This window comes from Pseudomonas vancouverensis (genome assembly GCF_004348895.1).
Lineage (GTDB): Bacteria > Pseudomonadota > Gammaproteobacteria > Pseudomonadales > Pseudomonadaceae > Aquipseudomonas > Aquipseudomonas vancouverensis.
This window is the reverse complement of the sequence record NZ_RRZK01000031.1, coordinates 15,084-39,887: the sequence shown is the minus strand read 5'-3', so window position 1 is coordinate 39,887 and position 24,804 is coordinate 15,084. Positions and strand designations below refer to the sequence as shown.

Genomic DNA, 24,804 nt, shown 5'->3' with positions numbered 1-24,804 from the left:
GCAACGCTGATGGCGGCAGAGTGAAGGCGGTTGCCTCCACAGGGTTACGCCCAGCGCTTGAAGATCAGCGACGTATTCACCCCGCCAAACGCAAAGTTGTTGTTCATCACGTACTGGTTGCTCATCTGCCGGAACTCGCCGCGCAGGTAGTCGAGCTTGCCGCAGTGCGGGTCGACGTTGTCGAGGTTGAAGGTGTGGACGTAGAGGTCGCGGTTCATCATTTCGATGCTGAACCAGGATTCCAGCGCACCGCAGGCGCCGAGGGTGTGGCCGAGGAAGCTTTTTTGCGAGCTGATCGGCATGTGTTCGCCGAACAGGCTGCTGGTGGCCAGGGTTTCGGCGATGTCGCCCTGTTCGGTGGCGGTGCCGTGACCGTTGACGTAACCGATGTCTGACGGTTGCAGGCCGGCGTCTTCCAGGGCCAGCTCCATGGCGCGACGCATGGTGACTTGCTCGGGGCGTGTGGTGTGTTGGCCGTCGGCGTTGCTGCCGAAGCCGACGATCTCGGCGTAGATGTGCGCGCCACGGGCCAGCGCATGTTCGAGTTCTTCGAGCACCAGCATGCCGCCGCCTTCGCCGATCACCAGGCCGTCGCGGGCAGTGTCGTACGGGCGTGGGCTGCGTTGCGGGGTGTCGTTTTTCAGGCTGGTGGCGTAGAGCGCGTCGAAGACCATGGCTTCGGTCGGGCACAGCTCTTCGGCGCCACCGGCGAGCATCAGCGGCAGGCGGCCGAACTTGATTGCCTCGTAAGCGTAGCCGATGCCCTGGCTGCCGCTGGTGCAAGCGCTGGACGTCGGGATCAGGCGCCCGGTGAGGCCGAAGAAGATGCTGATATTGGCCGCCGTGGTGTGCGGCATCATGCGCACGTAGGAGTTGGCGTTGAGGCCCTCGGCCACCGAGTTGAGCAGCATGTTGCCGAACGCCTTGATCTCGTCGGTGCTGCCGGTGGAGGAACCACAGGCGACGCCCATGCGCCCGTCCTTGATCGACTCGTCGCCCAGCAGACCGGCATCGGTCAGGGCCATTTCCGCCGCGCCCACCGCCAACCGCGATACCCGGCCCATGCTGCGCAGTTGCTTGCGGGTCCAGTGGCTGGGCACCTTGAAGTCATCGATAGGCCCGGCCAGGCGCGTGTTGAGTTCGGTGAACCGATCCCACTCGTCCATCCGACGGATGCCGCTGCGGTTGGCCGCGAAGTTGCCGGCGATGGTGTCCCAGTCGCTGCCCAGTGAGGTGATGCCGGCCATGCCGGTGACGACGACGCGCTTCATCAGCACAGGCCTCCGTTGACGGCCAGAACCTGCCGGGTGATGTACGAGGCTTCCGCCGACATCAGGAAATTCACCGCGCCGGCCACCTCTTCAGGGGTGCCCATGCGTTGTGCGGGGATCATTTTCATCAGTTCTTCCACCGGCACGTTGTCGTCGAGCATGGCCGTGTCGATCAGGCCGGGGGCGACGCAGTTGACGGTGATTTTGCGCTTGCCCAGCTCGATCGCCAATGCCTTGGCCGCGCCGATCAACCCGGCCTTGGAGGCGCTGTAGTTGACCTGGCCACGGTTGCCGATCAACCCCGACACGGAGGTGATGCAGACAATCCGCCCCGGTGCGCGACGGCGAATCATCGGCATCATCACCGGGTGCAGCACGTTGTAGAAACCGTCGAGGTTGGTGCGCATCACCACATCCCAATCGTCTTCAGTCAGCGCCGGGAACGCGCCGTCACGGGTCAGGCCGGCGTTGAGCACCACGCCGTAATAGGCGCCGTGGGCTTCGACGTCGGCCTCGAGGATTGCCTTGCAGCGCGCGCGGTCGGCTACGTCGAATTGCAGGATGCGTGCGCTGCGGCCCAAGGCTTCAACATCGGCTTTGACCGCTTCGGCCTCGGCCAGACCGCTGCGGCAATGCAGCACGAGGTCATGCCCGGCCCGGGCCAGGCGCAGGGCAATGGCGCGGCCGATGCCACGGCTGGAACCGGTGACCAGTACGGATTCAGTCATGGCGAGGCTTCTCTTCAGTGGGCGTTTCATCAAGGTATTTGGCAGCCTGCGGCGGGCGGAACACGTTCAGACGGGCGGTGGCGTGAATGCCGGGGGCATTGATGTGGCATTCGAACACGCCCATGCCGTTGTCGTCTTCCAGGGAGCGAATGCCGTGCAGGGTCAGCTCGGTGCCGGCGGGGAAACTGTCGACGTTGCATTCGAACTTGCGGCTGCCGAGCAGAAAGCCCAGCTCCACCGCATCACCCCGTTGGCGTGCATGACAACCGGCGAAAGCGGCGACGCTTTGGGCCATCAGTTCGATGCCGACCCAGGCCGGCAGGCTGCCATCGGGACGATTGAACAGGCCGTCGGGCTTGACGGTGAGTCGTGTGTGGATCTGCTCGTCATCGAACGCGAGGATCTCATCGATGAGGATCATGTCGCCAGCGTGGGGCAGCAGTTCGGCGAGCGGCCAGTCAATCATGGTGCGTCTCCGATTATCAGGCTGACGTTGTTGCCCCCGAAGGCGAAGGAGTTGCTCATCAGGTAGCGTGGTGCAATGGACGACAGGCGCGTCGTCTTGGTCACCCACTGCAGCGCTGGCAGCTCGGGATCGGCCTGGCCGTCCCAGATGTGCGGCGGTAAGGCGTGTTCGCGATTTTCCGCACTCAGGCTCAACCAGCAGAACGCCGCTTCCAGCGCACCCGCAGCACCGAGGGTGTGACCGGTCATGGGTTTGCTCGACGAACAAGGTACGCCCGCCGGGAACAAAGCGGCCACGGCCACGCTTTCCATGGCGTCGTTGTGCTGGGTGGCGGTGCCGTGCAGGTTCAGGTAGGCAATTTCCTGCGCTTGCAGGCCGGCGCGACTCAGGGCCTTGCCCATGGCTTGCAGTGCGCCGCGGCCGTTGGGTTCCGGGGCGGAGATGTGATGGGCGTCCGAGCTGGCGCCACTGCCGAGCAAGGCAATCGAGTGGTCGTCGGCGGCCTGTCGGGTCATCAGGAACAGCACCGCGGCTTCGCCGATGTTGATGCCGTTGCGATTCGCCGAAAATGGATTGCAGCGTTGCTCCGAGACCGCTTCCAGCGCCGAAAATCCGTTGAGTGTCAGCTTGCACAAAGTGTCCACACCGCCGCACAGCACCGCGTCGCACAGGCCCAGGTCCAGCAGGCGCTGGGCGCTCATCAAGGCCCGGGCGCTGGAGGTGCAGGCGGTGGATATCACATAGGCAGGGCCGCTCAGTTGCAGCCACTCGGCGAGAAAATTCGCCGGGGCACCCAGTTCCTGTTGTTGATAGTCGTATTCGACGGGGAATTGCTGTTCGCGCAGGTAATGCGCCAGCCCTTGACTGGCTTCGTCGATACCCGAGGTGCTGGTGCCCAGCACCACACCGACGCGCTCTCGGCCGAAGTTCTGGATCGCCTTGTCGATATCCGGGCGGATTTGCAGCGCGGCTTCCAGCAGCAACTGATTATTGCGACTGCGATGGTGCGGCATGTCATCGGCAATGGCCGTCAGCTCACCCTGGACCGCGCCCACCGGCAACGCCCGTTGCGGCACCCAGCCCGCCTGTTCGCGCATGCCGCTGCAGTCGCCGGCAAACAGATTGCGCGCGACTTCTTCTTTGCCACGGCCCAGGGCGCAGATCACGCCGAGGGCATTGAGGTAGGCGGTCATGGTGTTTCACCGCTCAGGGGCGTGATTTGATAGCTCAGGCCGTTGGCCAACTTCAGCTTGAAGTTCTGCAATTGCTGGTACTGGACGTCCCAGCGATCCGGCAAGGAACGTTGCAAGCCATGCTGCCAGGCCGTGGGGTAATTGGCCGACAGTTCTTCCTTGGGCGTCAGCGCAAACAGCAGGGCGGCGAACAACTCGCGGGCTTCCGAGTTCGGTGGCAGCAGGCCGTCGGCCTGCCAGTGCTTGTCGAGCAATATCTGCCGCGCCTGGGGAATACCGAGCAAATCCATCATCGACCAGCGAATGCCAGGGCCTTCCTGCTGGATCACCAGGACCCAGTCCTGGCGCTGATCGGCTTGCAGGCGCTGGATGTGCAGCTGCGACGGCAACGGCAGTGTCGGAGCTTTTTCAGGCAGCGGCGCACGCCCGGCGCAGGCGCTGAGCAGCAGGGCGCAAGCCAACGCAAAAAGCCTGACAGCGGACGTCACTGAACACCTTCCACAGGTTTACGCGCCACCACATTGACCAGGGTTTCCTCGCGTTCGCCGAACGGTTTCGGCTTGCTCAGGCCGAGGCGTTCCAGCAGGCCGAAATCTTTCGCGCGGCTCCACCACAGGTACGGATAGGAAACGTTCTGCGCACTGAACGCAAAGCCTTGCCGGCGGATCATGTCCAGGTACTGCGCGGCACTTTTCTGCACCTGCATGGGGTGGCGGAACAGCCAGCGAATCACCCAGGTGTCGATGTAGGCCTCGGTGGACTCGGCAAACAGCAGATAACCGCCGGGCTTGAGCACCCGGTAGAACTCCGCCAGTGCCGATTCCTGCTCCACCAGGTGATGGAAGGTCTGGTGACAGAACACCAGGTCGACGCTGGCATCCGCCAGGTCGAGACGCGCGCAATCGCTGCCGAGCAACTCGACGTTCATACCTTGTCGGACTGCTTCTTCACGACTCTGGTTCAGGCTCTGCGGGTCGGCGTCGATGCCGATCAGACGACCGGGCGCGAAGGCATCGCGCAGCAGCGAAAAGGATTTGCCCTGGCCGCAGCCGGCATCGAGCAGCACGGGGTTTTCCGGCAGCGCTTCGCTGAACAGGCTGCGCAGGTCATTGATCGCCACCCGTAACACGTAGTGCTGCCAGGTGCGGCTGCGCAGGAACCACAACCCGAACCGGGTTTCTTCGACGTAGTTGTCGCTCATGTAATTCATGACGCATCCCTTGCACAAAATTGCGAAATTGCCTTTAACCGCCGTCGCGCTTCGCTGACGAACGGGTTGCGTTCGTCCCAGGCGTAACCGGCCAGAATGGAACTGATCATGCCGCGAATCTGCGCCGAACTGTCTTCATGGAAGATCACATCCTGGAAGGTCCCGGCGTACCAGCCTTCAACGTAGCAACGGAAGGTGTCGACGCCGCGCTTGAGCGGCTCGGCAAACTCGGTTTGCCAGTCGACGCTTTCGCCCTGCAACTGCCGGTGCAACACCCCGGCAGCCATGCTCGCCGAGCGCATGGCAATGGTCACGCCGGAAGAGAATACCGGGTCGAGGAACTCGGCGGCATTGCCCAACAAGGCAAAACCCGGCCCGTGCAGGGTTTTCACATTAGCCGAATAACCGCCGAGGGTGCGCGCGGGCGTGTCCCATTGCGCCTTGTCCAGCACAACGGTCAGGCTCGGCGTCTCGGCGATAAAGCCGCGCAGGCACTGGTCGAGGTCTTCGCTACGGCCTTCGAAATGTTCAGCCGCTGCGACCACGCCGACCGAACAACGGCCATTGCTGAACGGAATGGTCCAGAACCACACGTCGCGCTGGGTCGGGTGGGTGGTGACGAGGATTTTGCTGCGGTCGAAACCCGGGTGGTCGATGCGGTCTTCAACGTGGGTAAAAATCGCCTGGCGCAGCGGGAAATTCGAGGGCGCCTCAAGGTCGAGCAAACGTGGCAGTACTCGACCATAGCCGCTGGCATCGAGCATGAAGTCGGCCTCGATGCGGTATTCGCTGCCGTCTTCGCGGCGCACGCCCAACAGCGGTTTCACGGGCTCGACATCCACGCTGACGAGGGTTTCGCCATAACGGATCTCCACGCCTTGCAACGCCGCTTGATCGGCCAGCAGCTTGTCGAAGTCCGCACGCTGCACCTGAAAGGTCGTGGCCTTGCCGTGGCTGAAGGTTTCACCGAAATCGAAGGCGCTATAACGCTCGCCCCAGGCAAACGCGGCACCGGTCTTCACCTGGAAACCGGCAGCGTTGACTGCCTCGAGCATGCCCGCTTCCTCGACGAAATCCAGGCAGTGGGCCAACAGGCTTTCGCCAATGGAGAAGCGCGGAAAATGCTGGCGTTCGATCACCAGCACATCGTGGCCCTTGCGCTTGAGCAGCGCAGCGGCGATAGCACCGGAAGGGCCGGCGCCGATGACCACGACCTGACGACGTTCCATTTCAACGGTTGGCATGGGGGCTCCTTGTCGGGACGGTGGCTTTCAAGGGAATTCGGTGCATGCCGGTAAGTGCCGGCAGCAGGGTGGCGATCAGGCCCATCAACATCAGGGCAAAGTACAGCGGCGGGCTGATGAGTTGTTGTTGCAACAGCAGGTTGAGAAAGACGATTTCGCTCAGGCCGCGAATGTTCAGCAATACGCTTTCGCGCCAGCGACTGGCGCCCTGGAACGAGGCCCCGGCCCAGCCAAGACCGAGCCAGTTACCCAGCAGTTTGCTGGCCATCGGCAACAGCAGCAGGGCCGCCAGTTGTACCCAGCCGAGGCTGTCCAGCGCACTGTGCACGTTGATCTGCACGATACCGAAAGTGAGGATCAGCGGGATGGCGAGGTAGGTCTGTAGCCGAGTCATCCACAGAATGGGAATCGGCAACTTCAACGGCGCCTTGAGCGCGGCCATGATCAGCAGATAACCGATGCCGAAAATCAGCGCATTGAGCTTGAAGTGTTCGGCCACCACCAGCAGCGCAAAGAAGCAGCCGCTGTACAGCCAGGCCTGACGCAGTTGCAGCAGGCGCAGCAACAACGGCAGGCAGGCGCCGGCCAGGGGCAGCAACAGGCTGCTCAGGTGCAGGCTGCCCTGGGCGATGCCGAACAGGGTCCAGCAGCTCAGATCGATGAGGATCGCGGTTTGCACCAGGCGACGGGTGGCGGCGTACGGGTAATCGATATGCCGCAGGTACAGGTACAACACCGGGATCGCAGTGATCGCGAACAGCAGGCCGACCGCCAGCGAGCTGATCCAGGGTTGTGGCGGCAGCAGCCAGATCGCCGTGGCCAGGCCGCAGGCGAAGGGCACGAGGAAACTCGGCAAGGCGATTTTCAGGCTCTGGCGGTCCAGTTGCAGGTCGATCACGTCGCTGAGGATGTAGCCAAGCAGCAGGGCGAAGCTCAGGCTGTAGAGGTTTTTCAGCCAGTCCGGCGATACCAGTGTGGCACCGCTGAGTTGCCAGTGCGGCTCGACCCAGAAATACATCAGCAGCGGCAGGCCGAGGGTCGCCAGCAGCAACTGGCTGACAATCGGGATCAGGCCGAAGTGACGCCCGACGCGGGTAGCGACGGCGAACAACACCAGGGCCATCAGCCAGAACAGTGCGATCATCATGCGCGGTGCTCCACGACCACAGGCGCGTGCAACTGGCGACCGGCCCAGGGTGCGAGCAGGAAGCTGAAGATCAGGCCCAGGCTCACCGACAGGCCGAAGTTGCTCACCGCTGGTGTGTTCGACACGGCTAGCAGGCCGAACGACAGCCAGGTGGTCAACGCCGCGAGCAAGGTGCCGAGCAAACTGACGGCCGCACCGCCGACCTGCTCACGCATGAGGATCGCGTAGTCGACGCTGATCGCTGTGACCAGCAACAGGCCAAACAGGCTGAACAGGGTCAGGGGTTGCCCCAGCCAGCCGAGGCTGGCCAGGCTGCACAAGGCCGCCAGCAACGGCAGGGTGACGATACGCAAGGCGCCGCCCAGGCCGAAGGGCACGATCAATACCAGCACGATCAGCACGCAGGACGCGAGTTTCAGTTCGGCGGCGCTGATCTGGGTGGCGGCGAACACTGTGTTCAGCTCACCCAGCCGGTCCACCAGGGTCACGCCCGGCAGGCCATCGGCCTGAACCTGCAGCAGTGTCGGGTTGTTCAAGCCTTGCAGGCTGACCATCGCCGCCACGCCTTCATCATTCGGTCCGAGCCACAAGTTGCGGTAGGGCTCTGCCAGCGGGCCGCTCAGCGCGGTATCGATGTCCTGGGTGGGCAGTGCCTGAAGTTCGCTCAACTCGGTTTTCAGTGCCTCGACGGGCATGCCGACTTCGAGCAACGGCTGCCAGAACTCCGGCAGCTTGTTCAGGGCTTCACGAATCTTTTGCTGCTCGCTGGGCGGGCTGAGCAGTTGATTGAGCGACAGGTAACCCTGCAGCTTGTCCATGCCGACCAGTTGATCCAGACGTTCGCTCAGCGCGCTGGTACGTTCGAGCAATTGCTGCTGATTGGCGGCGCGTATCAGGTAGAACTGGCTGGTAGGTTGATAGCCGGTGATCTGCGCGATGGTCTTGGCTTCGTCGGTCAATTGCGCAGGCGCACTGATCCATTGGCGGACATCATTTTTGCTGCCCAGTTGCCAGACGCCGCCGGCACAGAAGGCAATCAGCAAGGCCAGCAGGATCGGTGTGCTCAGACGTTTGAGCAGCGCCTCGCGACAGCCCAGCAAAAACTCGCAAAACCGCAACGGCCATTGTGCCGGTCGCAGCTCGGTGTTTTTCAGCAGGGCCGGTAACAGGCAGACCGCCGACAAATAGGCACCGAGCAAGCCGGCGGCGGAGAACACGGCGATTTGCGTCAGTGCCGGGAACGGTGTCCAGGCCAGGGCCAGGTAGCCGATGCCGCTGGTGATCAGGCTCAGGGTCAGCCCCGGCAGGGTCAGGCGCAGGGCCGGCCAGCTGCGCCAGGGGTTCAGGCTCCAGCTCTTGGACAGGTAATGCAGCGGGTAGTCGACCGCGACGCCGATCAGGCTCGAACCCAGCACCAGCGTGATCACGTGCATATGGCCGAACAGCGCCACGCAGGCCACGGCGCCGAACAGCATACCGACCAACACCGGAACGAACGCCAGCAGCACGCGCCAGCGGCGGAACGCCAGCAGCAGCAATAACAAAATGCCCAGGGTGGCGCCGCCTCCGACCCAGGTCATTTCCCGGGTGGCCTGTTGCTGCCCGGCGGCGGCGTACAGCAGGCCGCTGGCGGCCAACAGTTGCACGTCACTCTGGGCGGCTTGTTCACGGCTGTGTTTGAACAGGGCGGCCACTTGCAGCGGCAGGTTCATGTCGAAGGCGTTGCCGGTGGTGCGGGCGCGCAGCAGCACCCAACTTTTACCGTTGGCGTCGGCGATCAGCGCACCGCTGCCAATGTCCAGCTGCACCGCGCCGTGCTGTGGCTGGCTGTTCTGGATGCGCCCGGTCAGGCCCAGCCAGTCTTCCTGGCTCGGCACCAGGCTGAAGCCGGTGAAGGGGTCGAACAGCGCCTGTACGCGTTGCTGGATGAATGCCTCGGGATGCTCGATCAATTGCTCGCGATCATCGGCCGAGAGCATCGCCAGGCGACCTTGCAGCAATTGCGTGCGCAGGGCCGGCAGGTCGGCTTGCAACGTCCACTGGACCTTTTCGAACAGCCCGCTGGCTTGCCATTGCTCGCCCAGTTTCTGCGCCATGGCGATGGCTTGCTCGCGATCCTTGTGACCGACCAGCACCAGCATTTCGCGGTTCAACGGTTCCTGCATGCGCTGTTCGGCGCGCAGCTCAAGGGCATCCGGCGCCGTGCCCGGGACCAGCTCCATCAGGTTGGCCGACAGCGGCGCACCGTCACGCCATTGCCAGCCGGCGAGCACCAACACCGCCAGCAGCAGGATCAGAAACAGCCGTGGCAGCAACCGTTCACTCGGCAAAATCATGCTGCTCCGCGTCGCTCAACGGTTGCGCGCTGGTGCTGTCCTGCATGCGCAGCAGGGTGCTGTCGCCCTGGGTTTCCAGCAGTTCGATGCTGTTGACCAGTTCGCCACCGCTGATATTGATCTGGTTGAACACCTGCTTGAGCAACATCGAGCGTGGTACCAGGGCCAGTTTCCAGCTTTGTGCGTCGCCACTTAGAGTCAGTTCGAAATCCCGTTGCAGCCCACTGCTGTCGCCCTGCAACACGGCGAGGAACAAGCGGTTCTGCTCGGCCCCGGCGCTTTTGCCCGGCAGCATCTGCCAGCCGCCGGGATCGCGCCGGGCGATGCCGGCGGCGGTGATGCGGTAATCCTGTTGCAACGGCGTTTTCAGCAGCCACAGCAAGCCGTGGTTTTTTGCCAGGACGAAGGTGCCCTTGCTGGTCAGTGGCAGGGGCAGGGCGCGCAGGTGTTTTTCCTGGATGAAGTTGCCGTGGATGACGTCAGGCTTGGCCAATTGATCGCTAAGCTGCTGAAGATCAAAAGCATGGGCGATGGAGGTCAGGCCGAGCAGTGCCAACACCGCGATGGATCTGAATACTGAGAAACGTGGCGAGCGAGCTTGCTCGCGTTGGGCAGCGAAGCGGCCCCAATACTTCGGCACAGCTGGACGGGAATGTGAGTGCTGCGCACTCAAGCGCGAGCAAGCTCGCTCGCCACATAGAGTCAGCCTGGCATCAGATGTTGTGTTAATTCCCAGACTCATGTCAGCGCCCTCTCGACCGCATCGGTGAACACCTTGGGCGAAGCCAGTTGCATTTCCCGGCTGGCAATCTCGACCGCCACTTGCACCGACACGGCGCGGGTCAGGCGTTCGCCCGTAGCGAGGTCGGTAATCAGGTAGTTGATCTTCAACCGGTTCTCCCATTCCACCAGATTGGCGCGCACATTCAGCTTCTGGCCGAACACCGCGCCGCGCACGTAGCGCAGTTGCAGGTCGATTACCGGCCAGGCATAACCGGACTCGTTCATCGCCGTGTAGTTGTGGCCGATCCGGTCCAGCAGCGCGCAACGGGCGACTTCCAGGTACTTCACGTAATGGCCGTGCCAGACCACGTGCATGCTGTCGACATCGAAGAACGGCACGAGGATTTCCGTATCGGTGTGAAGCACTCCCTTAGTGCGCATGCAGCCTCCAGTGTTGTTCGGCGATGCGTTGCAGGCACAGGCGCAATTCGCCTTCCAGGGCGCGGTCTTCGATGACCGGCGGGAAGTCCTTGCCCAGCTCTTCATGCATGGCTGCCAAGGCCGGCGGCAGCGCTCGTGCATCCTCGGCCTGGCCGCGCAGCCAGACGCCCTGATTGGCGGCGAGCAACGTGGCGGCGGCGACCTGTTCGGTCAGCTCCAATACGCGAATGGCGTCGCGAGCGGCGATGGTGCCCATGCTCACCTTGTCCTGGTTGTGGCACTCGGTGGAGCGCGAGAACACACTGGCGGGCATGGTGTTTTTCAGGGCTTCGGCGGTCCAGGCGCTGGTGCCGATCTGCACCGCCTTGAAGCCGTGATTGAGCATCGCGCGCTCGGCACTGGCACCGGACAGGTTGCTCGGCAAGCCGTGGTTGTAGCGTTCATCCACCAGCAAGGCGAGCTGGCGGTCGAGCAGATCGGCGACGTTGGCCACCAGGTTTTTCAGGCTGTCCATGGCGAACGCGATATGGCCGCCGTAGAAGTGCCCGCCGTGCAGCACGCGTTCGGCTTCGGCATCGATGATCGGGTTGTCGTTGGCGCTGTTGAGTTCGGTCTCAATGAACGAACGCAGCCAGTTCAGGCTGTCGGCCAGCACGCCGAGCACGTGGGGCGCGCAGCGCAAGGAATAGCGGTCTTGCAGGCGATGCAATGGTGCGGTCGGCGCGTCGATGGCCAGGTCCTTGCGCAACCAGGCGGCGACCTGCATCTGCCCCGGATGCGGCTTGGCGGCGAACAGGCGTTCGTCGAAGTGTTCCGGGTTGCCTTGCAGAGCGACCACGTTCAGCGCGGTGATGCGGGTGGCCAGTTGCAGCAGGTAGTCGGCGCGCGCGTAGGCCAGGCAGGCCAGGCCGGTCATCACCGCAGTGCCGTTCATCAATGCCAGCGCTTCTTTCGGACGCAGCACCAGCGGTTGCCAGCCGAGTTCGCGGTGCACGTCGGCGGCCTGGCGACGCTCGCCACGGAACATCACTTCGCGCTCGCCGGACAAGGTCGCGGCCACGTAGGACAGCGGCGTCAGGTCGCCGCTGGCGCCCACCGAACCTTCTTCCGGGATCAACGGCAGAATATCGTGTTGCAGAAAGGCTTGCAGGCGTTCCAGCAATTCGACACGCACACCCGAAACACCGTGGCACAGCGACTGCAAACGCGCGGCCAGCACCGCACGGGTGGCCTGGGCGTCGAGCAGTTTGCCCAGCCCGCAACCGTGGAAGGTGTACAGATGACGCGGCAGCGCCTCGACGTGATGCAGCGGCACCGCCACCACGCAGGAATCGCCGTAGCCGGTGGTAACGCCGTAGATCACGCCTTCCTTGTCCAGCAATGAGTCGAGAAACCGTGCGCCCTTGGCGATGCGTTCGCGAAACGCAGGATCACTCTGCAACTGGGTCGGCGCGCTGCGGTTGGCCAGTGCCAGCACGTCTTCAATGCGCAAGGGGCGTTCGCCGAAGGTTACCGGCTCAAGCGTTGGCGTCGTCATCGGTTTTCCAGAATGGGTAAAAGTTGAACCATTGTTGGGGCGCCTCAAGGCAATAGTGACTCAGGCGTTCGGCGTAGCGGGAGGCCCACTGATGAATGACCTGCTCACGGTCGCCGCGTTTCCAGGTGATGGTCTCGGCGATCGGCTCAATGGTCAGCCGGTAGGCACCATCGGGCCTCTTCAGGCACATCAGCAGGTTGATCGGGCATTTCAGCAGGCCGGCGAGCAACCACGGGCCTTGGGGGAAGCGGGCCGGGTGGCCGAGAAAATCCACGGTCACTGTGCGTGCGCCATGCAGCGGTACGCGGTCGCCGGCAATCGCCAGCCATTCGCCGCGCTCCAGGCGTTCGCTCAGTTGCAGCATGATCCCGGGGTCGAGTTCGCTGACCTGAATCAGCCGCAGATGGGTCGCGCCGGCTTCACCGAGTAAACGATTGAACTGCTCGGCGTGCTTGGTGTGCACCAGCACGTTCATCGTGACCTTTTCACCGATTTCCGCCAGTGCGCGACAGACTTCCAGGTTGCCCAGGTGTGCGCCCACCAGCATTTGCCCGCGCGCGCCGCGCAACTGATTGCGCAACAGCGCCGGGTCGACGATTTCGATCTGGTCGATGCTCAGTTTGCGGTTCCACACATCGAGTTTGTCGAGCATGGAATCGGCGAACGCCATGAACTGGCCGAACACCCGCCAATGGGTCGGCCGCAAATCATTGCGCGAGCTCCAGTCGGCCAGGCGTTGCTGGTATTGCCAGGCGCTTTTGCGCGCACTGCGGCCGAACAGGAAAAAGTACAGGACGATGCCGTACAGCAACGGGCTCAGCAGGCGCCGACCGAGCACACGGGCGGCGAAGGCGGTGAATTTCATCAGCCAGAAACTGCCGCGCTCTTCGCGATCGGCCCAGTGCTGCTTGTCGGCGCTCATGCTCGCCACCGTCGCCAGAGAATCACCGGCAAGCGCAGCAACATGCCGAAGAACAGCCGGGTGTGCATGCTGGAGATCAGTACGTTGTCGTGGAACAGGCGGAAGTGCGAAACGCCATCGAGCGGGTAATGAACCTTGGTTTGCAGCCACTGCATCGGCAGATTGCGCCAGGCCAGGCGCACCAGAATGTCCGAGTCGAAATCCATGCGTTTGCCGATCTTCGCCGAGTCGATCAACGCTAGAACCGGTGGTAACGGATACACGCGAAAACCGCACATGGAGTCGCGGATCTGCAAAGAGAGAGTGTTGATCCAGACCATCACGTGGGTCAGGTAGCGCGCATACAAACGGCCCTTCGGTACGCTGTCGTCGTATAGCGGATAACCGCAGATCACCGCTTGCGGATGCTCGCGGGAGCATTGCACGAAACGCTCGACGTCCTGCAGGTCGTGCTGGCCATCGGCGTCGACCTGCAATGCATGGCTGAAACCGAGGCGCGCGGCCTCGCGCAAACCAGTCATGACCGCACCACCTTTGCCCTGATTGACGGCAAGGCGGATCAGGTGAACCTTGTCACGCAGGGCCAATTGATCGAGCACCTTTGCACAGGACGGATCGCTGGCGTCGTCTACCAGAAGACACGGCAAACCTCTGGTCAGCAGGGCCTCGACCACCGTCGTGATCGCGCCTTCGTGGTTGTAGACCGGTATGACGGCGCAGGGGTTATGCATCTTTGGCTACACCAGATGAACCGAGGTGCTCGCGATTGAGTGCGCAGCACTCATCAAACCTGAGCATGACCAGCCTCCAGCACAATCCGCCCGCTGGAGCAGGTCGCGGTCTCGTTGCGATAGGCGAAATACAGCTTGCTGCGCTGCGGATCGAAGCGCAGGTGCAGCTGGATTTCATCGCCGGGGCGTACCAGTTGCTGGAATTTCAGCACTTCCATGCCGGCGAATCGCGGCGGCAGGTCCATCAGTTGCTGACCCAGCGCCAGTGCCCAATCCACCTGCACCACGCCGGGCAGGACCGGTGCCTTGGGGAAGTGGCCACTGAAGTAGGCGAGGTCCGGCGGCACGGCCAGTTGCAGGCTCCATTCGCCGTCGGTTTCGATTTGCTCCAGCACCTGCGGTGTTTTCGGCCGGGGCGCCAGCAGCAGGGCTTCGACATCGGCCTGGGGCAGTTTGCCCTGAGCATTCAGTGGCAGTTGCCGCAGCAGGCGCCAGCGGCGCGGCAGGGCGAGGGTTTCGCAGTGATCGCTCAGATACCGACGCAATTGTTCGGTGAGGTTTCGCCGTCCCTGATTGCGCAACGCGTGCAGGCCGGCGTCGGTCAAAACCAGCAAGGCGCCCAATGAGGCGCGATTCTCCTGAACCACACCCAGGCGCGCCTCACAGACCCAGTCATGGGCCATCAACGCCTGTTCGAGCATCGGCAGGGAGATGCGTTTCTCTTCCAGTTTGACGATCCGGTCGAGTCGCCCGAGCAGCTCGAAACGGCCATCGGCATCAAGGCGCGCCGCGTCGGCTGTCTGTTCGACATGCCCGGCAGGCAGGTACGGCGATGAGATCAACAGCGCGCCATCGTCACCCAGACTCAGGTTGACGTCGGCAAACGGCTGCCAAGGTTCATTGCCCTGACGCCAGGCGATGCCACCGGTTTCCGAACTGCCGAAAATCTCCGTCGGCCATTGCCCGAGACGTTCATGCAGGTGGCGTGCGGCTTCGACCGGCAGCGCACCGCCGGAGGAAAACACTCGGCGCACGGCGCTCAAGGCCGGCCAGTCGAGGTTGTCGCTCATGCGTTTGAGCAAGGCCGGGCTGGCGACCCAGGCGAAGGTCGGGTGCTCGCGGCTGGCCCGCTGCAGGTCTTCCGGGAAGGCCAGTTGCCGGCGCACAAACGGGCGCCCGGCGCACAGCGGCCAGAGCACGCGAAACAGCAGGCCATAGATGTGTTGGGTGGCGACGCTGCCGATGATGCATGCCCGGCCCAGATCTGCGCCCCAGAGTTGCTCAAGGCCTTCGACTTCATTGGCCAGTTGCCGCAGGTTTTTGTCGATGCGCTTGGGTTCGCCACTGGAGCCCGAGGTGCACAGGCTCAGGCGGCAAGCGTCGAGATCCAGTGCGGCGGCTTCAAGCGGGGGCGTGCTGTCATTGAGAACACAGGCGTCGTCGGGCTGATCGGTCAGCCAGAGGTCGACGTCCTGCGCCCAGCGCAAGCGGGTCTGCGGCTGCAAATCAGCGGGCAGTAACACGCTGACACCCGCGCGCCACGCGCCGAGCAGGGTAATGGCCAGGTCAGCGGCGTCTTCAAGGTGCACGGCAACCCGTTGTACGCCCCGGGCTTGCAGATGCGCGGCCAGGCACAAGGCCCGCTCGCACAGCTGGGCGTGATCCAGTGCCGGAGCGACCGTGACGGCGCGCTCCGGCTGAGCCTTGAGCAGCAGGTGCTCAAGTTTTATCCAATTCATCTACGGCCTCGTACCCTTTGTCGTATGAGCCATTCAAGGGCAAACATCAGGCCTATCAATCCGTAGGAAATCAGGCCGGTGTACAACGTCCACCAACTCAGCGGCGCCCAAAGGGTCAGGGCGGCGGCGCACAAACCGTTGCAAAGAAAAAACAGGCTCCAGGCGATGGTCACCTGGCGGGTATAGCGAATGCCTTCATCCGGCAGCTGCGGCTCGCGCACACGGGCCAGGCGCTCGACGATCGGCGCGCCGATGACCAGGCTCGACCCGAACAGCACCAGCATGAACGCGCTGATCAGCACCGGGTACCAGCGCAGCAGCGCCGGGCTGTCGAACCACGCCAGCAGCAGGCAAAACACAATGGCCACGGTGGCCATCCACAGGCTGCCCGGTCGCCGCTGGCCGGTCAGTGCCCGCGCCAGCCACAGCGCGCCAAGCAGCAGGCCGAATTGCCACGGGGCGAAATGCTCCATGCCGAAATACACCGCAAAGGGGTACAGCAGGCCCGCCAGCAGCAGGCCAAGGCCGATCAGTCGGCTCATGCGGCCGGTTGTACAAGACGATAGACCGCCTCGACCACGTCACTGACGGTACGCACCGATTTGAACTCTTCGGCGGCGATTTTCTTGCCGGTCTGACGCTTGATGTGATCGATCAGGTCGACGGCGTCGATGCTGTCGATTTCCAGATCCTGGTACAGGTTGGATTCGAGGCTCACGCGCTCGGGGTCCAGTTCGAACAGCTCGACCAAGGCATCGCGCAAGGTGTTGAAAATGTCGTCACGAGTTTGCATGGTCCGGTCTCAAGCTGCCTGTTTTGCGGTGACGAAGGCCGCTAGGCTCGCCACATTACTGAAGTGATTGCGCGTGTCCTTGGCGTCGGCGTCGATTTTGATGCCGTACTTTTTCTGGATCGCCAGGCCCAGTTCCAGGGCGTCTACCGAGTCCAGGCCGAGGCCTTCGCCGAACAGCGTCTGCTGATCGCCGATGTCGTCGACACTGATGTCTTCGAGACCGAGGGCGTCGATGATAAGCATTTTGATATCACGGTGCAGATCGCTCATCTTCGGCGAGCTCCTTGATGAAATAAGAGTGCAGGTAATCGTTGAGCTTGCGCGACGCTTGGGGAGCAGGCCCCTGCGCGGCGAAGGCCTGTGGGTCTATATCGGCGCCGACACGGAAACTGAAGTGCACGCGTCGTTTCGGAATGCGATACCAGGGCTCGGCCTTGGTCAGCGTGGTCGGGCTGACCTTGATGATCACCGGGGTGAGGATTTTCGCACCACGCACTGCAATTGCCGCGCCGCCCCGATGAAAGGCGGGTGTTTGCCCGGGCTGGGTACGGGTGCCCTCTGGGAAAATGATCAGGGTCTGGCCGCTTTTGAGGGCGTCGGCAGCGGCATCGAGCATGTCCATGCTGCCGTCGTTGCTGATGTATTCGGTGCTGCGCAGTGGGCCGCGAGTGAACGGGTTATCCCACAGGCTTTGCTTGACCACGCAATTGGCATGGCGCACCAGGCCGATCAGAAACACCACGTCAATCAGCGAGGGGTGATTGGCGATGATCATTTGTCCGGGACGGCCGAGTTTTTCCGCGCCCTGGATGTCGTAGGTCAGCACGCCGGTGCGGGCCATGAATTGCACGAATATCCAGAAACAGCGGCTGACCATGTGTCGTGCACGCGTCCGGTGGGCCTGCGCGTCACCGGGCAGGCAACTGAGCACCGGGAAAATCACCAGGCGCAGGCACAGGCCGCCCAACCCGAACAGGGTGAAGCTCGCGGCGGTGGCCAGCAGCCGCCAGTAATAGGCGTCGCGGTTTTTCTCGGTCACAGGTTGCGTTGCCAGGTCCATACACGATCATTCCAGGCATGTTGGCAGGTGGTTTGCTGGCCAAGCAACGCAGGTAAGAGGCTCAGTGCGTGGGGCCAACGGGGTTTTGACAACATATTGCCGGGGCTGTTCAGGGACAGCTGCCAGTCATTTCCGGGCGTAATCAGCAGGCCGAGGGCGTAGGCGAAGGGCACGTCGTCGATCCAGCTTGAATAGGCTTGAGGCGGTCGCTCTTCGGTGATCACCAGCAACACCGCGGGCTCGCCTTCATTGAGTAACGCTGCCGCTTCCAGCATGCCGTGTTCGAGGCCGTCGCCCGCCGCGGCCAGCGCGGTCATTTCACTGGTTTCACCACGCATGATCGACCACAGGCCAATGATGGCGTTATGCACCGAGAGGCTGAACTGGGTCGGCGACAACGGCTGGTCGTGGGCCAGGTCGGTGAGAATGTCGACGGTGCGCGGGGTTTCGCCATGCCGGGAAATAAAGACCAGCGGCAAGTCCTGCCGGCCATCGGCAAGAGGCCAGCCAACGCTGAACGCCATCCGTGCCAGACGGCTGAGCCGCCGCCGCTGCATAGCCGGCAGAAAGGAGACGTCCGGGGCGGCATCGTTGTCTGCCAGCACGACCGGTTGTCGGCTCCAGGCCTGCCAATCGTCCACACTTTCGAGCCCCGGGGCCCACGCGCGCCACTGGGCGATGTTGAAGTTGATCACAGACATTCATCCCGCCCCTGCGGGCTTTCTTGACGCGGTGAGTGACCTGAAGACCACGACTCACCCCTGACTGGCGGGCATTATCCCGTTGCGGTGAGTGTGTAGCAAACACTGGTTACATTTTGCTCAATGGCCTGTGCTGCTGCGATGAGTGCAGCAGGATATTGCCGCTTTTTTATCGCGATAGACAGCGTGACTGTCCGGTCCCTTGTCGTCGAGGTAGCGAAGCCATGCCCTGCACCACTACACTCGGTCATTCTTTGATACACGGAGGTTTTGACATGCGGCGCGTGGTGTTCAATCAGAAAGGTGGCGTGGGCAAATCCAGCATTGCCTGCAATCTGGCGGCGGTCAGTGCCAGCGAGGGTTTTCGCACCTTGTTGGTGGATCTCGATGCCCAGGCCAACTCCACTCAATACCTGACAGGCCTCACCGGGAGCGACATTCCGATGGGCATCGCCGACTTTTTCAAGCAAACGCTGTCCTCCGGGCCTTTCTCCAAGAAGAACCAGGTCGATATCTACGAAACGCCTTTCGACAACCTTCACGTCGTCACCGCCACCGCCGAGCTGGCGGACTTGCAGCCCAAGCTCGAAGCCAAGCACAAGATCAACAAGCTGCGTAAGTTGCTCGAAGAGCTTAGCGAAGATTACGACCGGATTTACCTCGACACGCCACCGGCATTGAATTTTTATGCGGTTTCGGCGCTGATTGCCGCTGATCGCGTGCTTATTCCCTTCGACTGCGACAGTTTCTCCCGTCAGGCGCTCTACGGGCTGATGGCGGAAATCGAAGAGCTCAAGGAAGACCACAACGAAGACCTGCAAGTCGAAGGCATCGTGGTCAACCAGTTCCAGGCGCGGGCCAGCCTGCCCCAGCAAATGCTTGATGAATTGATTGCCGAAGGTCTACCGGTGCTGCCGGTCTATCTGGCCAGCTCCGTGCGCATGCGTGAATCGCACCAGGCGAACATGCCGCTGATCCATCTCGATCCCCGGCACAAGCTGACCCAGCAGTTTGTCGAGCTGCACAGCCTGCTGGAAAACGCCTGATCCAAACTTTGTGGGAGCGAGCTTGCTCGCGATGGCGGTCTGACAGTCAAATCATCTTCGACTGACACGCCGTCATCGCGAGCAAGCTCGCTCCCACAGGGATTCCAGGTGGTTTCAGATGCCTTGGCTACGCAACCACGCCATCAGTTGCGGCAGCGGAAACGCGCCGCTCTGGCGGGCAACTTCGCGGCCATTGCGGAACAGGATCAGGCTCGGAATCGAACGAATACCCAACTGCGCCGACAACTGCTGGTTGGCTTCGCTGTCCAGTTTGGCCAGCCGGCATTTGCCCGCCAGCTGTCCAGCCGCCTGTTCGAACACCGGTGCAAACGACTTGCACGGCCCGCACCAGTCCGCCCACACGTCCACCAGTAGCGGCAGATCGCCCTTGATCTGGCTGGCGTAGTCGCCTTGTTTCAATTCGAAAGGCTTGTTCAGCAACACCTCGGCCTTGCAGCGCCCGCATTTCGGCTGGTCGTTGAGACGATCGGCAGGGATGCGGTTGAGGCCGTTGCAGTGAGGGCAGGGGATGAGCAGGGGATCGGTCATGGCGCAGGGTCCAGTGAGGAGCGGATACCCCTGATCTGGTGGCATCCGCTGGTTTTTTCAATCCTGCAGCTGGCTCAGGACGAACAGCTGATTTCCAGATGCTTGCCCCACTCCGGCGGCCGCTGCGCGTAGCTTTCCATGCCTGGTTGTTCTTCAAAAGGCTTGCTCAACACGGCGTGAAGCCGACGCACTTCCGTGTAATCGCCCTGCTGCGCAGCATCGATGGCGTTCTGTGCCAGGTAGTTGCGCAGGATGTACAGCGGATTGACCGCGTGCATGCGTTGCTGGCGCTGTACCTGATCCACTTCGCCTTCGCGGGACACCCGCTCGATGTAGTGCTCGCCCCAGGCATCGAAACCCTTGAGGTCGACAAAGTCGTCACGCAGCCGGGCGATGGCCGCTTCAGGGGCGTGATCACCCAGGCGACGGAAGAACAGGCTGTAGTCGACGCCGCTGTTCTGCATCAGCTGCAGCAGTTGCTCGATCAGCTTCTGGTCGTCGTCTTCGGCAGTGGTCAGGCCGAGACGGCGGCGCATCAGGTCGAGGTAATGAGCCTGGAACAGCGGCAGGTACAGGCCGAGGGTTTCACGCAGGGCCTCGACGCTGATGAACGGGGTCAGGGCCTGGGCCAGGGCGCTGAGGTTCCATTGGCCGATGGGCACCTGATTGCTGAAGGAATAGCGACCCTGATCATCGGAATGGTTGCAGATGAAGTTGGCGTCGAAGTCATCGAGGAAGGCGAACGGCCCGAAGTCGAACGTGATGCCGAGGATCGACATGTTGTCGGTGTTCATCACGCCGTGGCAGAAGCCGTAGGCCTGCCACTTGGCGATCAGTTCGGCGTTGCGCTCGACGATTTCGCGGAACATCGCCAGGTAGGGCTCCGGCTGTTCCAGGCACTCGGGGAAGTGCATCGCCAGCACGTGCTCACCGAGGGTTTTCTGTTGCTCGGGGCGCTTGGTGTAGTAGAAATATTCGAAGTGGCCGAAGCGCACGTGGCTCGGCGCCAGGCGCAGCACCATGGCGGCGCGTTCCTGTTTTTCCCGCCACACCGGGGTGTCCGAGCCGATTACACAGAGTGCGCGGGTGGTCGGGATGTTCAGCGCGTGCAGGGCTTCGGAGGCGAGAAACTCGCGGATCGACGAGCGCAACACCGCGCGACCATCACCCATGCGTGAAAACGGCGTCTGGCCGGCGCCCTTGAGGTGCAGGTCCCAGTGTTCGCCGGCTTCGTTGTACACCTCGCCCAGCAAGAGGCCGCGACCGTCGCCCAGTTGCGGGTTGTAGGAGCCGAACTGATGCCCGGAATAGACCATCGCCCGGGGCACCGCGTCAGCCCACAGCTTGTGGCCGCTGAACAGCTCGGCAAACTCCTGCGTCTCGGCCACGGCCGGGTCGAGGTCGAGCAGCTCCATGGCGGCGGGGCTGGCGACCACCAGGCGCGGGTTGTCGATGGGCTCGGGTAGCACATGGGCGGAAAACGCATCGCCCAGGCGGTCGAAGCGGTTGTCGAAGGTCAGTTCGTCGAGGGCTTTCAAGGGCCGGCTCCAGCAGAATGTCCGAGCATTCTGCTGGGGAAAGACCGGTTAGTCGAGCTTGTCGGCAGGCGGCGCGGGCGGCAGTTTCTGGCCATCGACCAGCGGTACGATGGTTTTCGTTTCCGGCTCGATCGGCACCATCTTGTATTCCTGACCGTGCAGGTTCTTCAGGTAAACCTCCATCTGCCGGAACGAGATGTTGATGTGCTGCTTCTTGAATTCGCGGTTGATGAAGCGGTTGACCTCGTCAATGACCGGGTTGCGGTCGCCAAGGTCGCGCACATGCATGCGCAGTTCGTGGTCGAGGGTGCTTTCGCCGAAGTTGAGGAAGTACACATGCGGCTCAGGGTCTTTCAGCACCCGCGGGTTTTCCCGGGCAGCCTTGAGCAGCAGTTCCTTGACCAGGTCGAGGTCGGAACCGTAGTCGACGCCGAGTTTGAGGGTCACCCGGGTGATGGTGTCGGTCAGCGACCAGTTGATCAGTTGCCCGGTGATGAACGTCTTGTTCGGGACAATGATGTCCTTGCGATCGAAGTCGGTGATGGTGGTGGCACGGATGCGGATCTTGCTCACCGTGCCCGACAGGTTGCCGATGGTGATGGTGTCGCCGATCCGCACCGGACGCTCGAACAGGATCATGATGCCGGAGATGAAGTTGGCGAAGATCTCCTGCATGCCGAAACCGAGGCCGACCGACAGCGCCGCCACCAGCCATTGCAACTTGTCCCAGCTCACGCCGAGGGTCGACAGCGTCGAGACGAAACCGACCCCGGCGATCACGTAGGACAGCAGGGTGGTCGTTGCGTAGGCGCTGCCCTGGGCGAGGTCGAGCTTCGACAGCACGAACACTTCGAGCAGGCCCGGCAGGTTGCGCGCCAGGGCGAAGGTGATGCCGACGATGATCAGCGCACCGAGCATGTCGCCGATGCTGATCGGCACCATGCTCATGTTGGCACCGGTGCCGCTGGTGTATTCGTAGAGGGTGATGTTGTCCAGGTACGAGAACACCGTGATCAGGTCGGCCCAGACCCAGTACAGGGCGGCCATGAAACCGCCCAGCAGCGCGAGGCGGATCAGGCGCAGGGACTGTTCGTTGACCTTCTCGATGTCCAGGGTCGGTTCTTCGATCACCGCTTCGCCATCGCCGGCTTCTTTCGCCGCCTGACGCTTGGCCAGTGCACGCTGGTAGGCCAGGCGCCGGGCGGCGACGCTGAGACCGCGCACGAAGGTGGCTTCGATCACCAGCCAGAACATCAGCAGGTACAGGGTGTTGATCAAGCGGTCGCTGAGCTTCAGGGCGGTGTAGTAGTAGCCGAAGCACACTGCCACGAACAGCGCGACCGGCAGCATGGTGAACAGGATGCCCACGAGCTTGCGGAACAGCGGCGCGTTTTCGTGGGTCGGGCTGCTGACCAGCAAGCGGCTGAGCAGCAAGGTCATCAGCGCGTAGCAGATCAGTACCACCGGCATGCCGATCACGTCATCGGCCAGCGCCGCCGGTTGCAGTTCGGCCACGGCGACGACGGTCACCAGCGCCATCACCACGATGCCGAGGCGGCGCACCCAGCGGCGCAGGAACTCGACCTGGGCCTTTTCCCAACGGAAGTGCAGCTCTGCCACGCCGCCTGGCGCGAGAATCCGGTAGGCGGTGTAGAACACCAGCCAGGCCTGTGCCATTTGCAACAGCGCCGCGCCCATATTGGCGTTCTGCCCGCGGGCGTCGATTTGCAGGGCCAGACCGCACAGGGCCAGGCCCAGCGAGACCGGCATGGCCAGCAGGATATTGATCAGGATTGCCTGGGGCGTATGCCACTGGCTGTCGCGCTTGAAGTGGCCGATGTCCTGGTGGACCTTGTTCAGTCGTGCGTACAGGGCCCGGCGTCGCCACAGCAATGCTCCGATCAACAGCGCCAGCGGCAGGAACAGCAGCGGGCGCTGGGTCAGGCCGTCGGTCAGTTCGCTCAGGCTTGAGGCCAGTGGCAGGGAGTCGATCTGGCGTTGCAGGCGCTCGGGCACGCCCCGAATCCACTCCAGGTCCAGCGGCTTGTTGCTGGGGATCCAGAACATCTGCTCGTCGAGGGTCGCCCGCAGGCTTTGCGCGGTGGCGAGCAATTGCTTCTGGTTCAGCTGCAGGGTGATGGATTCGTTGAGCACCGCGCTCAATTCGCGGTTCAGCCGCTCCAGCAGATCGGCGCGCGTGGTGGCCAGTTCCAGCAGGCTTTTGCGCAGTTGCGGGGTGACTTGCTCTGGCGGCTGGGTCGACAGCAGGTTGTCGACGTAGCTCGCCGGACTGCTGAGCAGTTCCCGTTGCTGATTCACTTCGAACTGATACAGGCGAATGTCGGCGATCTGGTCGGCCAGGTTGCGGTCGACCCGCAGGCGCGGCAGGGCCTGCTTCTGTTTATAGAGAATCTTGGACAGCAGCAGGCTGCCCTTGAGCACGTTGATCTGCTCGTCGAGGGCCGAGTCGCTCTGGGTCACGCTGTCCAGTTGCTGCTTGGTCTGCAGGTTCTGTTGGGTGACTTCGTTGAGGCGGTCGGTGCTTTTGAGCAGGTAGTCCGAGAGCTTCAGGTTGGCCGCGCTTTCCGTCGCCAGCAGACTGCTGCCCCCGGCTTTCTGCGCTTCGATGGACTGCTGGGTCACCGTCTCCTGGGACTGGGCCAGGCGCTTCTGGTTGATCAGGTTTTGCAGTTCCTGGATTTCCTGGTCCAGGCGGTCGGATTTTTCCGAGAGCAGGTCATGGCGGCTGTTGCCCAGGTCTTGCAGCTGGGTATTGCCGGCCAGTTCCTGGCGACGCAGCGGGATCAGTGCATTGAGTGCGGCTTGTTCGGCGTTGAGCAGGTCACGCTGTTCGGCGCTGATGGTCTTGCCGCTGTCCTTGCCGGTCTTGAGGATGTTGTTGATCTGCTGGATGCGCGTCTGGCTGCTGGCGATTTCGGCCTGGGCACGTTCCGGGCGGGTCTGCGCGGTGATGATCAGGCTGTTGGCATCAGCCAGGTCTTTTTGCAGGTCGCTTTGCTCGGTGGAGCGATCGGTGAGGATCTGTTCCAGCTGCTGGATCGGTTCTTTGCTGAACCGCTGCGCCACCGGTTGCACGGTGCTGGCTTTGAGGCGCGCCAGTTCACGCTGGTTTTCCACCGTTTGCTTGGGCGCGGTGCTGAGCAGTTGCTTGAGATCGCTCAGCTTCTGCTCGTAATCACGCTTGTTGTTGAGCTGGTTCAGCGTGTTTTGCAGGACCGTTTGCAGGGCTTTCTGATCGGCTTCCGGCAGTTTGCGCTCGGCAATCTTGTCCAGGCTGGCCTGCACGGCTTCGCTGGAGGGCGGTTCGGCCGCTTGCACCGTTTGCGAAAAACCAAGGGTGCCGACAGAGAGACTCAACCCCAGAAGGGCAGTGGCGAAAAAACAGCGCAGGTTAGGCATAAAGACCGG

24 protein-coding genes are annotated in these 24,804 nt (G+C 62.6%); 1 reads left to right on the top strand and 23 read right to left on the bottom strand.

Annotated elements, in window-relative coordinates; translation table 11 throughout:
• Positions 1–44: 44 nt before the first annotated feature.
• The 20 genes from EIY72_RS23790 to EIY72_RS23695 are packed head-to-tail and all read right to left on the bottom strand — an operon-like array spanning position 45 to position 18,242.
• Positions 45–1,271: a beta-ketoacyl-ACP synthase gene (locus EIY72_RS23790; protein WP_093227426.1), complete on the bottom strand. Its 1,227-nt coding sequence runs from the start codon at positions 1,269–1,271 to the stop codon at positions 45–47.
• Positions 1,271–1,999, bottom strand: coding sequence for a 3-oxoacyl-ACP reductase FabG (fabG, locus tag EIY72_RS23785; protein ID WP_093227424.1), 729 nt, complete (start codon positions 1,997–1,999; stop codon positions 1,271–1,273). The genes EIY72_RS23790 and fabG overlap by 1 nt, the downstream gene beginning before the upstream one ends.
• Positions 1,992–2,465 (bottom strand): hotdog family protein, encoded by a 474-nt coding sequence (locus EIY72_RS23780; protein ID WP_093227422.1) that lies wholly within the window; start codon positions 2,463–2,465, stop codon positions 1,992–1,994. The genes fabG and EIY72_RS23780 overlap by 8 nt, the downstream gene beginning before the upstream one ends.
• On the bottom strand, positions 2,462–3,658 hold the full coding sequence (locus EIY72_RS23775; RefSeq protein ID WP_093227420.1) for a beta-ketoacyl-[acyl-carrier-protein] synthase family protein: 1,197 nt from the start codon (positions 3,656–3,658) through the stop codon (positions 2,462–2,464). Before EIY72_RS23775 ends, EIY72_RS23780 begins: the two co-directional genes overlap by 4 nt.
• Positions 3,655–4,146, bottom strand: a complete 492-nt coding sequence (locus EIY72_RS23770; protein ID WP_231985509.1) for a hypothetical protein — start codon at positions 4,144–4,146, stop codon at positions 3,655–3,657. The genes EIY72_RS23775 and EIY72_RS23770 overlap by 4 nt, the downstream gene beginning before the upstream one ends.
• Entirely contained in the window at positions 4,143–4,868 is a 726-nt protein-coding gene (locus EIY72_RS23765; RefSeq protein WP_093227416.1) for a class I SAM-dependent methyltransferase, read from the bottom strand. The genes EIY72_RS23770 and EIY72_RS23765 overlap by 4 nt, the downstream gene beginning before the upstream one ends.
• On the bottom strand, positions 4,865–6,112 hold the full coding sequence (locus EIY72_RS23760) for an NAD(P)/FAD-dependent oxidoreductase (RefSeq protein WP_093227414.1): 1,248 nt from the start codon (positions 6,110–6,112) through the stop codon (positions 4,865–4,867). The genes EIY72_RS23765 and EIY72_RS23760 overlap by 4 nt, the downstream gene beginning before the upstream one ends.
• Positions 6,099–7,259 (bottom strand): sodium:proton antiporter, encoded by a 1,161-nt coding sequence (locus EIY72_RS23755; protein WP_093227412.1) that lies wholly within the window; start codon positions 7,257–7,259, stop codon positions 6,099–6,101. Before EIY72_RS23755 ends, EIY72_RS23760 begins: the two co-directional genes overlap by 14 nt.
• Positions 7,256–9,595, bottom strand: coding sequence for an MMPL family transporter (locus tag EIY72_RS23750; protein WP_093227410.1), 2,340 nt, complete (start codon positions 9,593–9,595; stop codon positions 7,256–7,258). Before EIY72_RS23750 ends, EIY72_RS23755 begins: the two co-directional genes overlap by 4 nt.
• Entirely contained in the window at positions 9,579–10,337 is a 759-nt protein-coding gene (locus tag EIY72_RS23745) for an outer membrane lipoprotein carrier protein LolA (RefSeq protein WP_249044121.1), read from the bottom strand. Before EIY72_RS23745 ends, EIY72_RS23750 begins: the two co-directional genes overlap by 17 nt.
• On the bottom strand, positions 10,334–10,759 hold the full coding sequence (locus tag EIY72_RS23740) for an acyl-CoA thioesterase (protein WP_093227407.1): 426 nt from the start codon (positions 10,757–10,759) through the stop codon (positions 10,334–10,336). Before EIY72_RS23740 ends, EIY72_RS23745 begins: the two co-directional genes overlap by 4 nt.
• Positions 10,749–12,296 carry an HAL/PAL/TAL family ammonia-lyase gene (locus EIY72_RS23735; protein WP_093227405.1) on the bottom strand — a complete coding sequence of 516 codons (1,548 nt, stop codon included), beginning with the start codon at positions 12,294–12,296 and terminating at the stop codon, positions 10,749–10,751. The genes EIY72_RS23740 and EIY72_RS23735 overlap by 11 nt, the downstream gene beginning before the upstream one ends.
• Complete coding sequence (locus tag EIY72_RS23730) at positions 12,277–13,218, bottom strand: LpxL/LpxP family acyltransferase (RefSeq protein WP_093227396.1); 942 nt, start codon at positions 13,216–13,218, stop codon at positions 12,277–12,279. Before EIY72_RS23730 ends, EIY72_RS23735 begins: the two co-directional genes overlap by 20 nt.
• Complete coding sequence (locus EIY72_RS23725; protein WP_093227393.1) at positions 13,215–13,949, bottom strand: glycosyltransferase family 2 protein; 735 nt, start codon at positions 13,947–13,949, stop codon at positions 13,215–13,217. The genes EIY72_RS23730 and EIY72_RS23725 overlap by 4 nt, the downstream gene beginning before the upstream one ends.
• A gap of 53 nt (positions 13,950–14,002) precedes the next feature.
• Positions 14,003–15,688 (bottom strand): acyl-CoA synthetase family protein, encoded by a 1,686-nt coding sequence (locus EIY72_RS23720; protein ID WP_093227390.1) that lies wholly within the window; start codon positions 15,686–15,688, stop codon positions 14,003–14,005.
• Positions 15,685–16,230, bottom strand: coding sequence for a COG4648 family protein (locus EIY72_RS23715; protein WP_093227387.1), 546 nt, complete (start codon positions 16,228–16,230; stop codon positions 15,685–15,687). Before EIY72_RS23715 ends, EIY72_RS23720 begins: the two co-directional genes overlap by 4 nt.
• Positions 16,227–16,481 (bottom strand): acyl carrier protein, encoded by a 255-nt coding sequence (locus EIY72_RS23710; protein WP_007992314.1) that lies wholly within the window; start codon positions 16,479–16,481, stop codon positions 16,227–16,229. Before EIY72_RS23710 ends, EIY72_RS23715 begins: the two co-directional genes overlap by 4 nt.
• A 9-nt stretch (positions 16,482–16,490) precedes the next feature.
• On the bottom strand, positions 16,491–16,751 hold the full coding sequence (locus EIY72_RS23705) for a phosphopantetheine-binding protein (RefSeq protein ID WP_093227384.1): 261 nt from the start codon (positions 16,749–16,751) through the stop codon (positions 16,491–16,493).
• Positions 16,732–17,541 (bottom strand): lysophospholipid acyltransferase family protein, encoded by an 810-nt coding sequence (locus EIY72_RS23700; RefSeq protein WP_093227381.1) that lies wholly within the window; start codon positions 17,539–17,541, stop codon positions 16,732–16,734. The genes EIY72_RS23705 and EIY72_RS23700 overlap by 20 nt, the downstream gene beginning before the upstream one ends.
• Complete coding sequence (locus EIY72_RS23695) at positions 17,517–18,242, bottom strand: beta-ketoacyl synthase chain length factor (protein ID WP_093227378.1); 726 nt, start codon at positions 18,240–18,242, stop codon at positions 17,517–17,519. The genes EIY72_RS23700 and EIY72_RS23695 overlap by 25 nt, the downstream gene beginning before the upstream one ends.
• Before the next feature lie 275 nt (positions 18,243–18,517).
• Between EIY72_RS23695 and EIY72_RS23690 the strand changes: the two genes are divergently transcribed.
• On the top strand, positions 18,518–19,288 hold the full coding sequence (locus EIY72_RS23690) for a ParA family protein (protein WP_093227375.1): 771 nt from the start codon (positions 18,518–18,520) through the stop codon (positions 19,286–19,288).
• 114 nt (positions 19,289–19,402) lie between these two features.
• On the opposite strand, the gene trxC is transcribed toward EIY72_RS23690, so the two are convergent.
• From trxC to mscK, 3 genes are all read right to left on the bottom strand, one after another.
• Positions 19,403–19,837, bottom strand: coding sequence for a thioredoxin TrxC (gene trxC, locus EIY72_RS23685; protein ID WP_093227372.1), 435 nt, complete (start codon positions 19,835–19,837; stop codon positions 19,403–19,405).
• Between the two features lie 74 nt (positions 19,838–19,911).
• Positions 19,912–21,375, bottom strand: coding sequence for a protein adenylyltransferase SelO (gene selO, locus EIY72_RS23680; RefSeq protein ID WP_093227369.1), 1,464 nt, complete (start codon positions 21,373–21,375; stop codon positions 19,912–19,914).
• A 48-nt stretch (positions 21,376–21,423) separates the two neighbouring features.
• Entirely contained in the window at positions 21,424–24,795 is a 3,372-nt protein-coding gene (gene mscK, locus EIY72_RS23675; protein WP_093227367.1) for a mechanosensitive channel MscK, read from the bottom strand.
• Between the last annotated feature and the right edge of the window lie 9 nt (positions 24,796–24,804).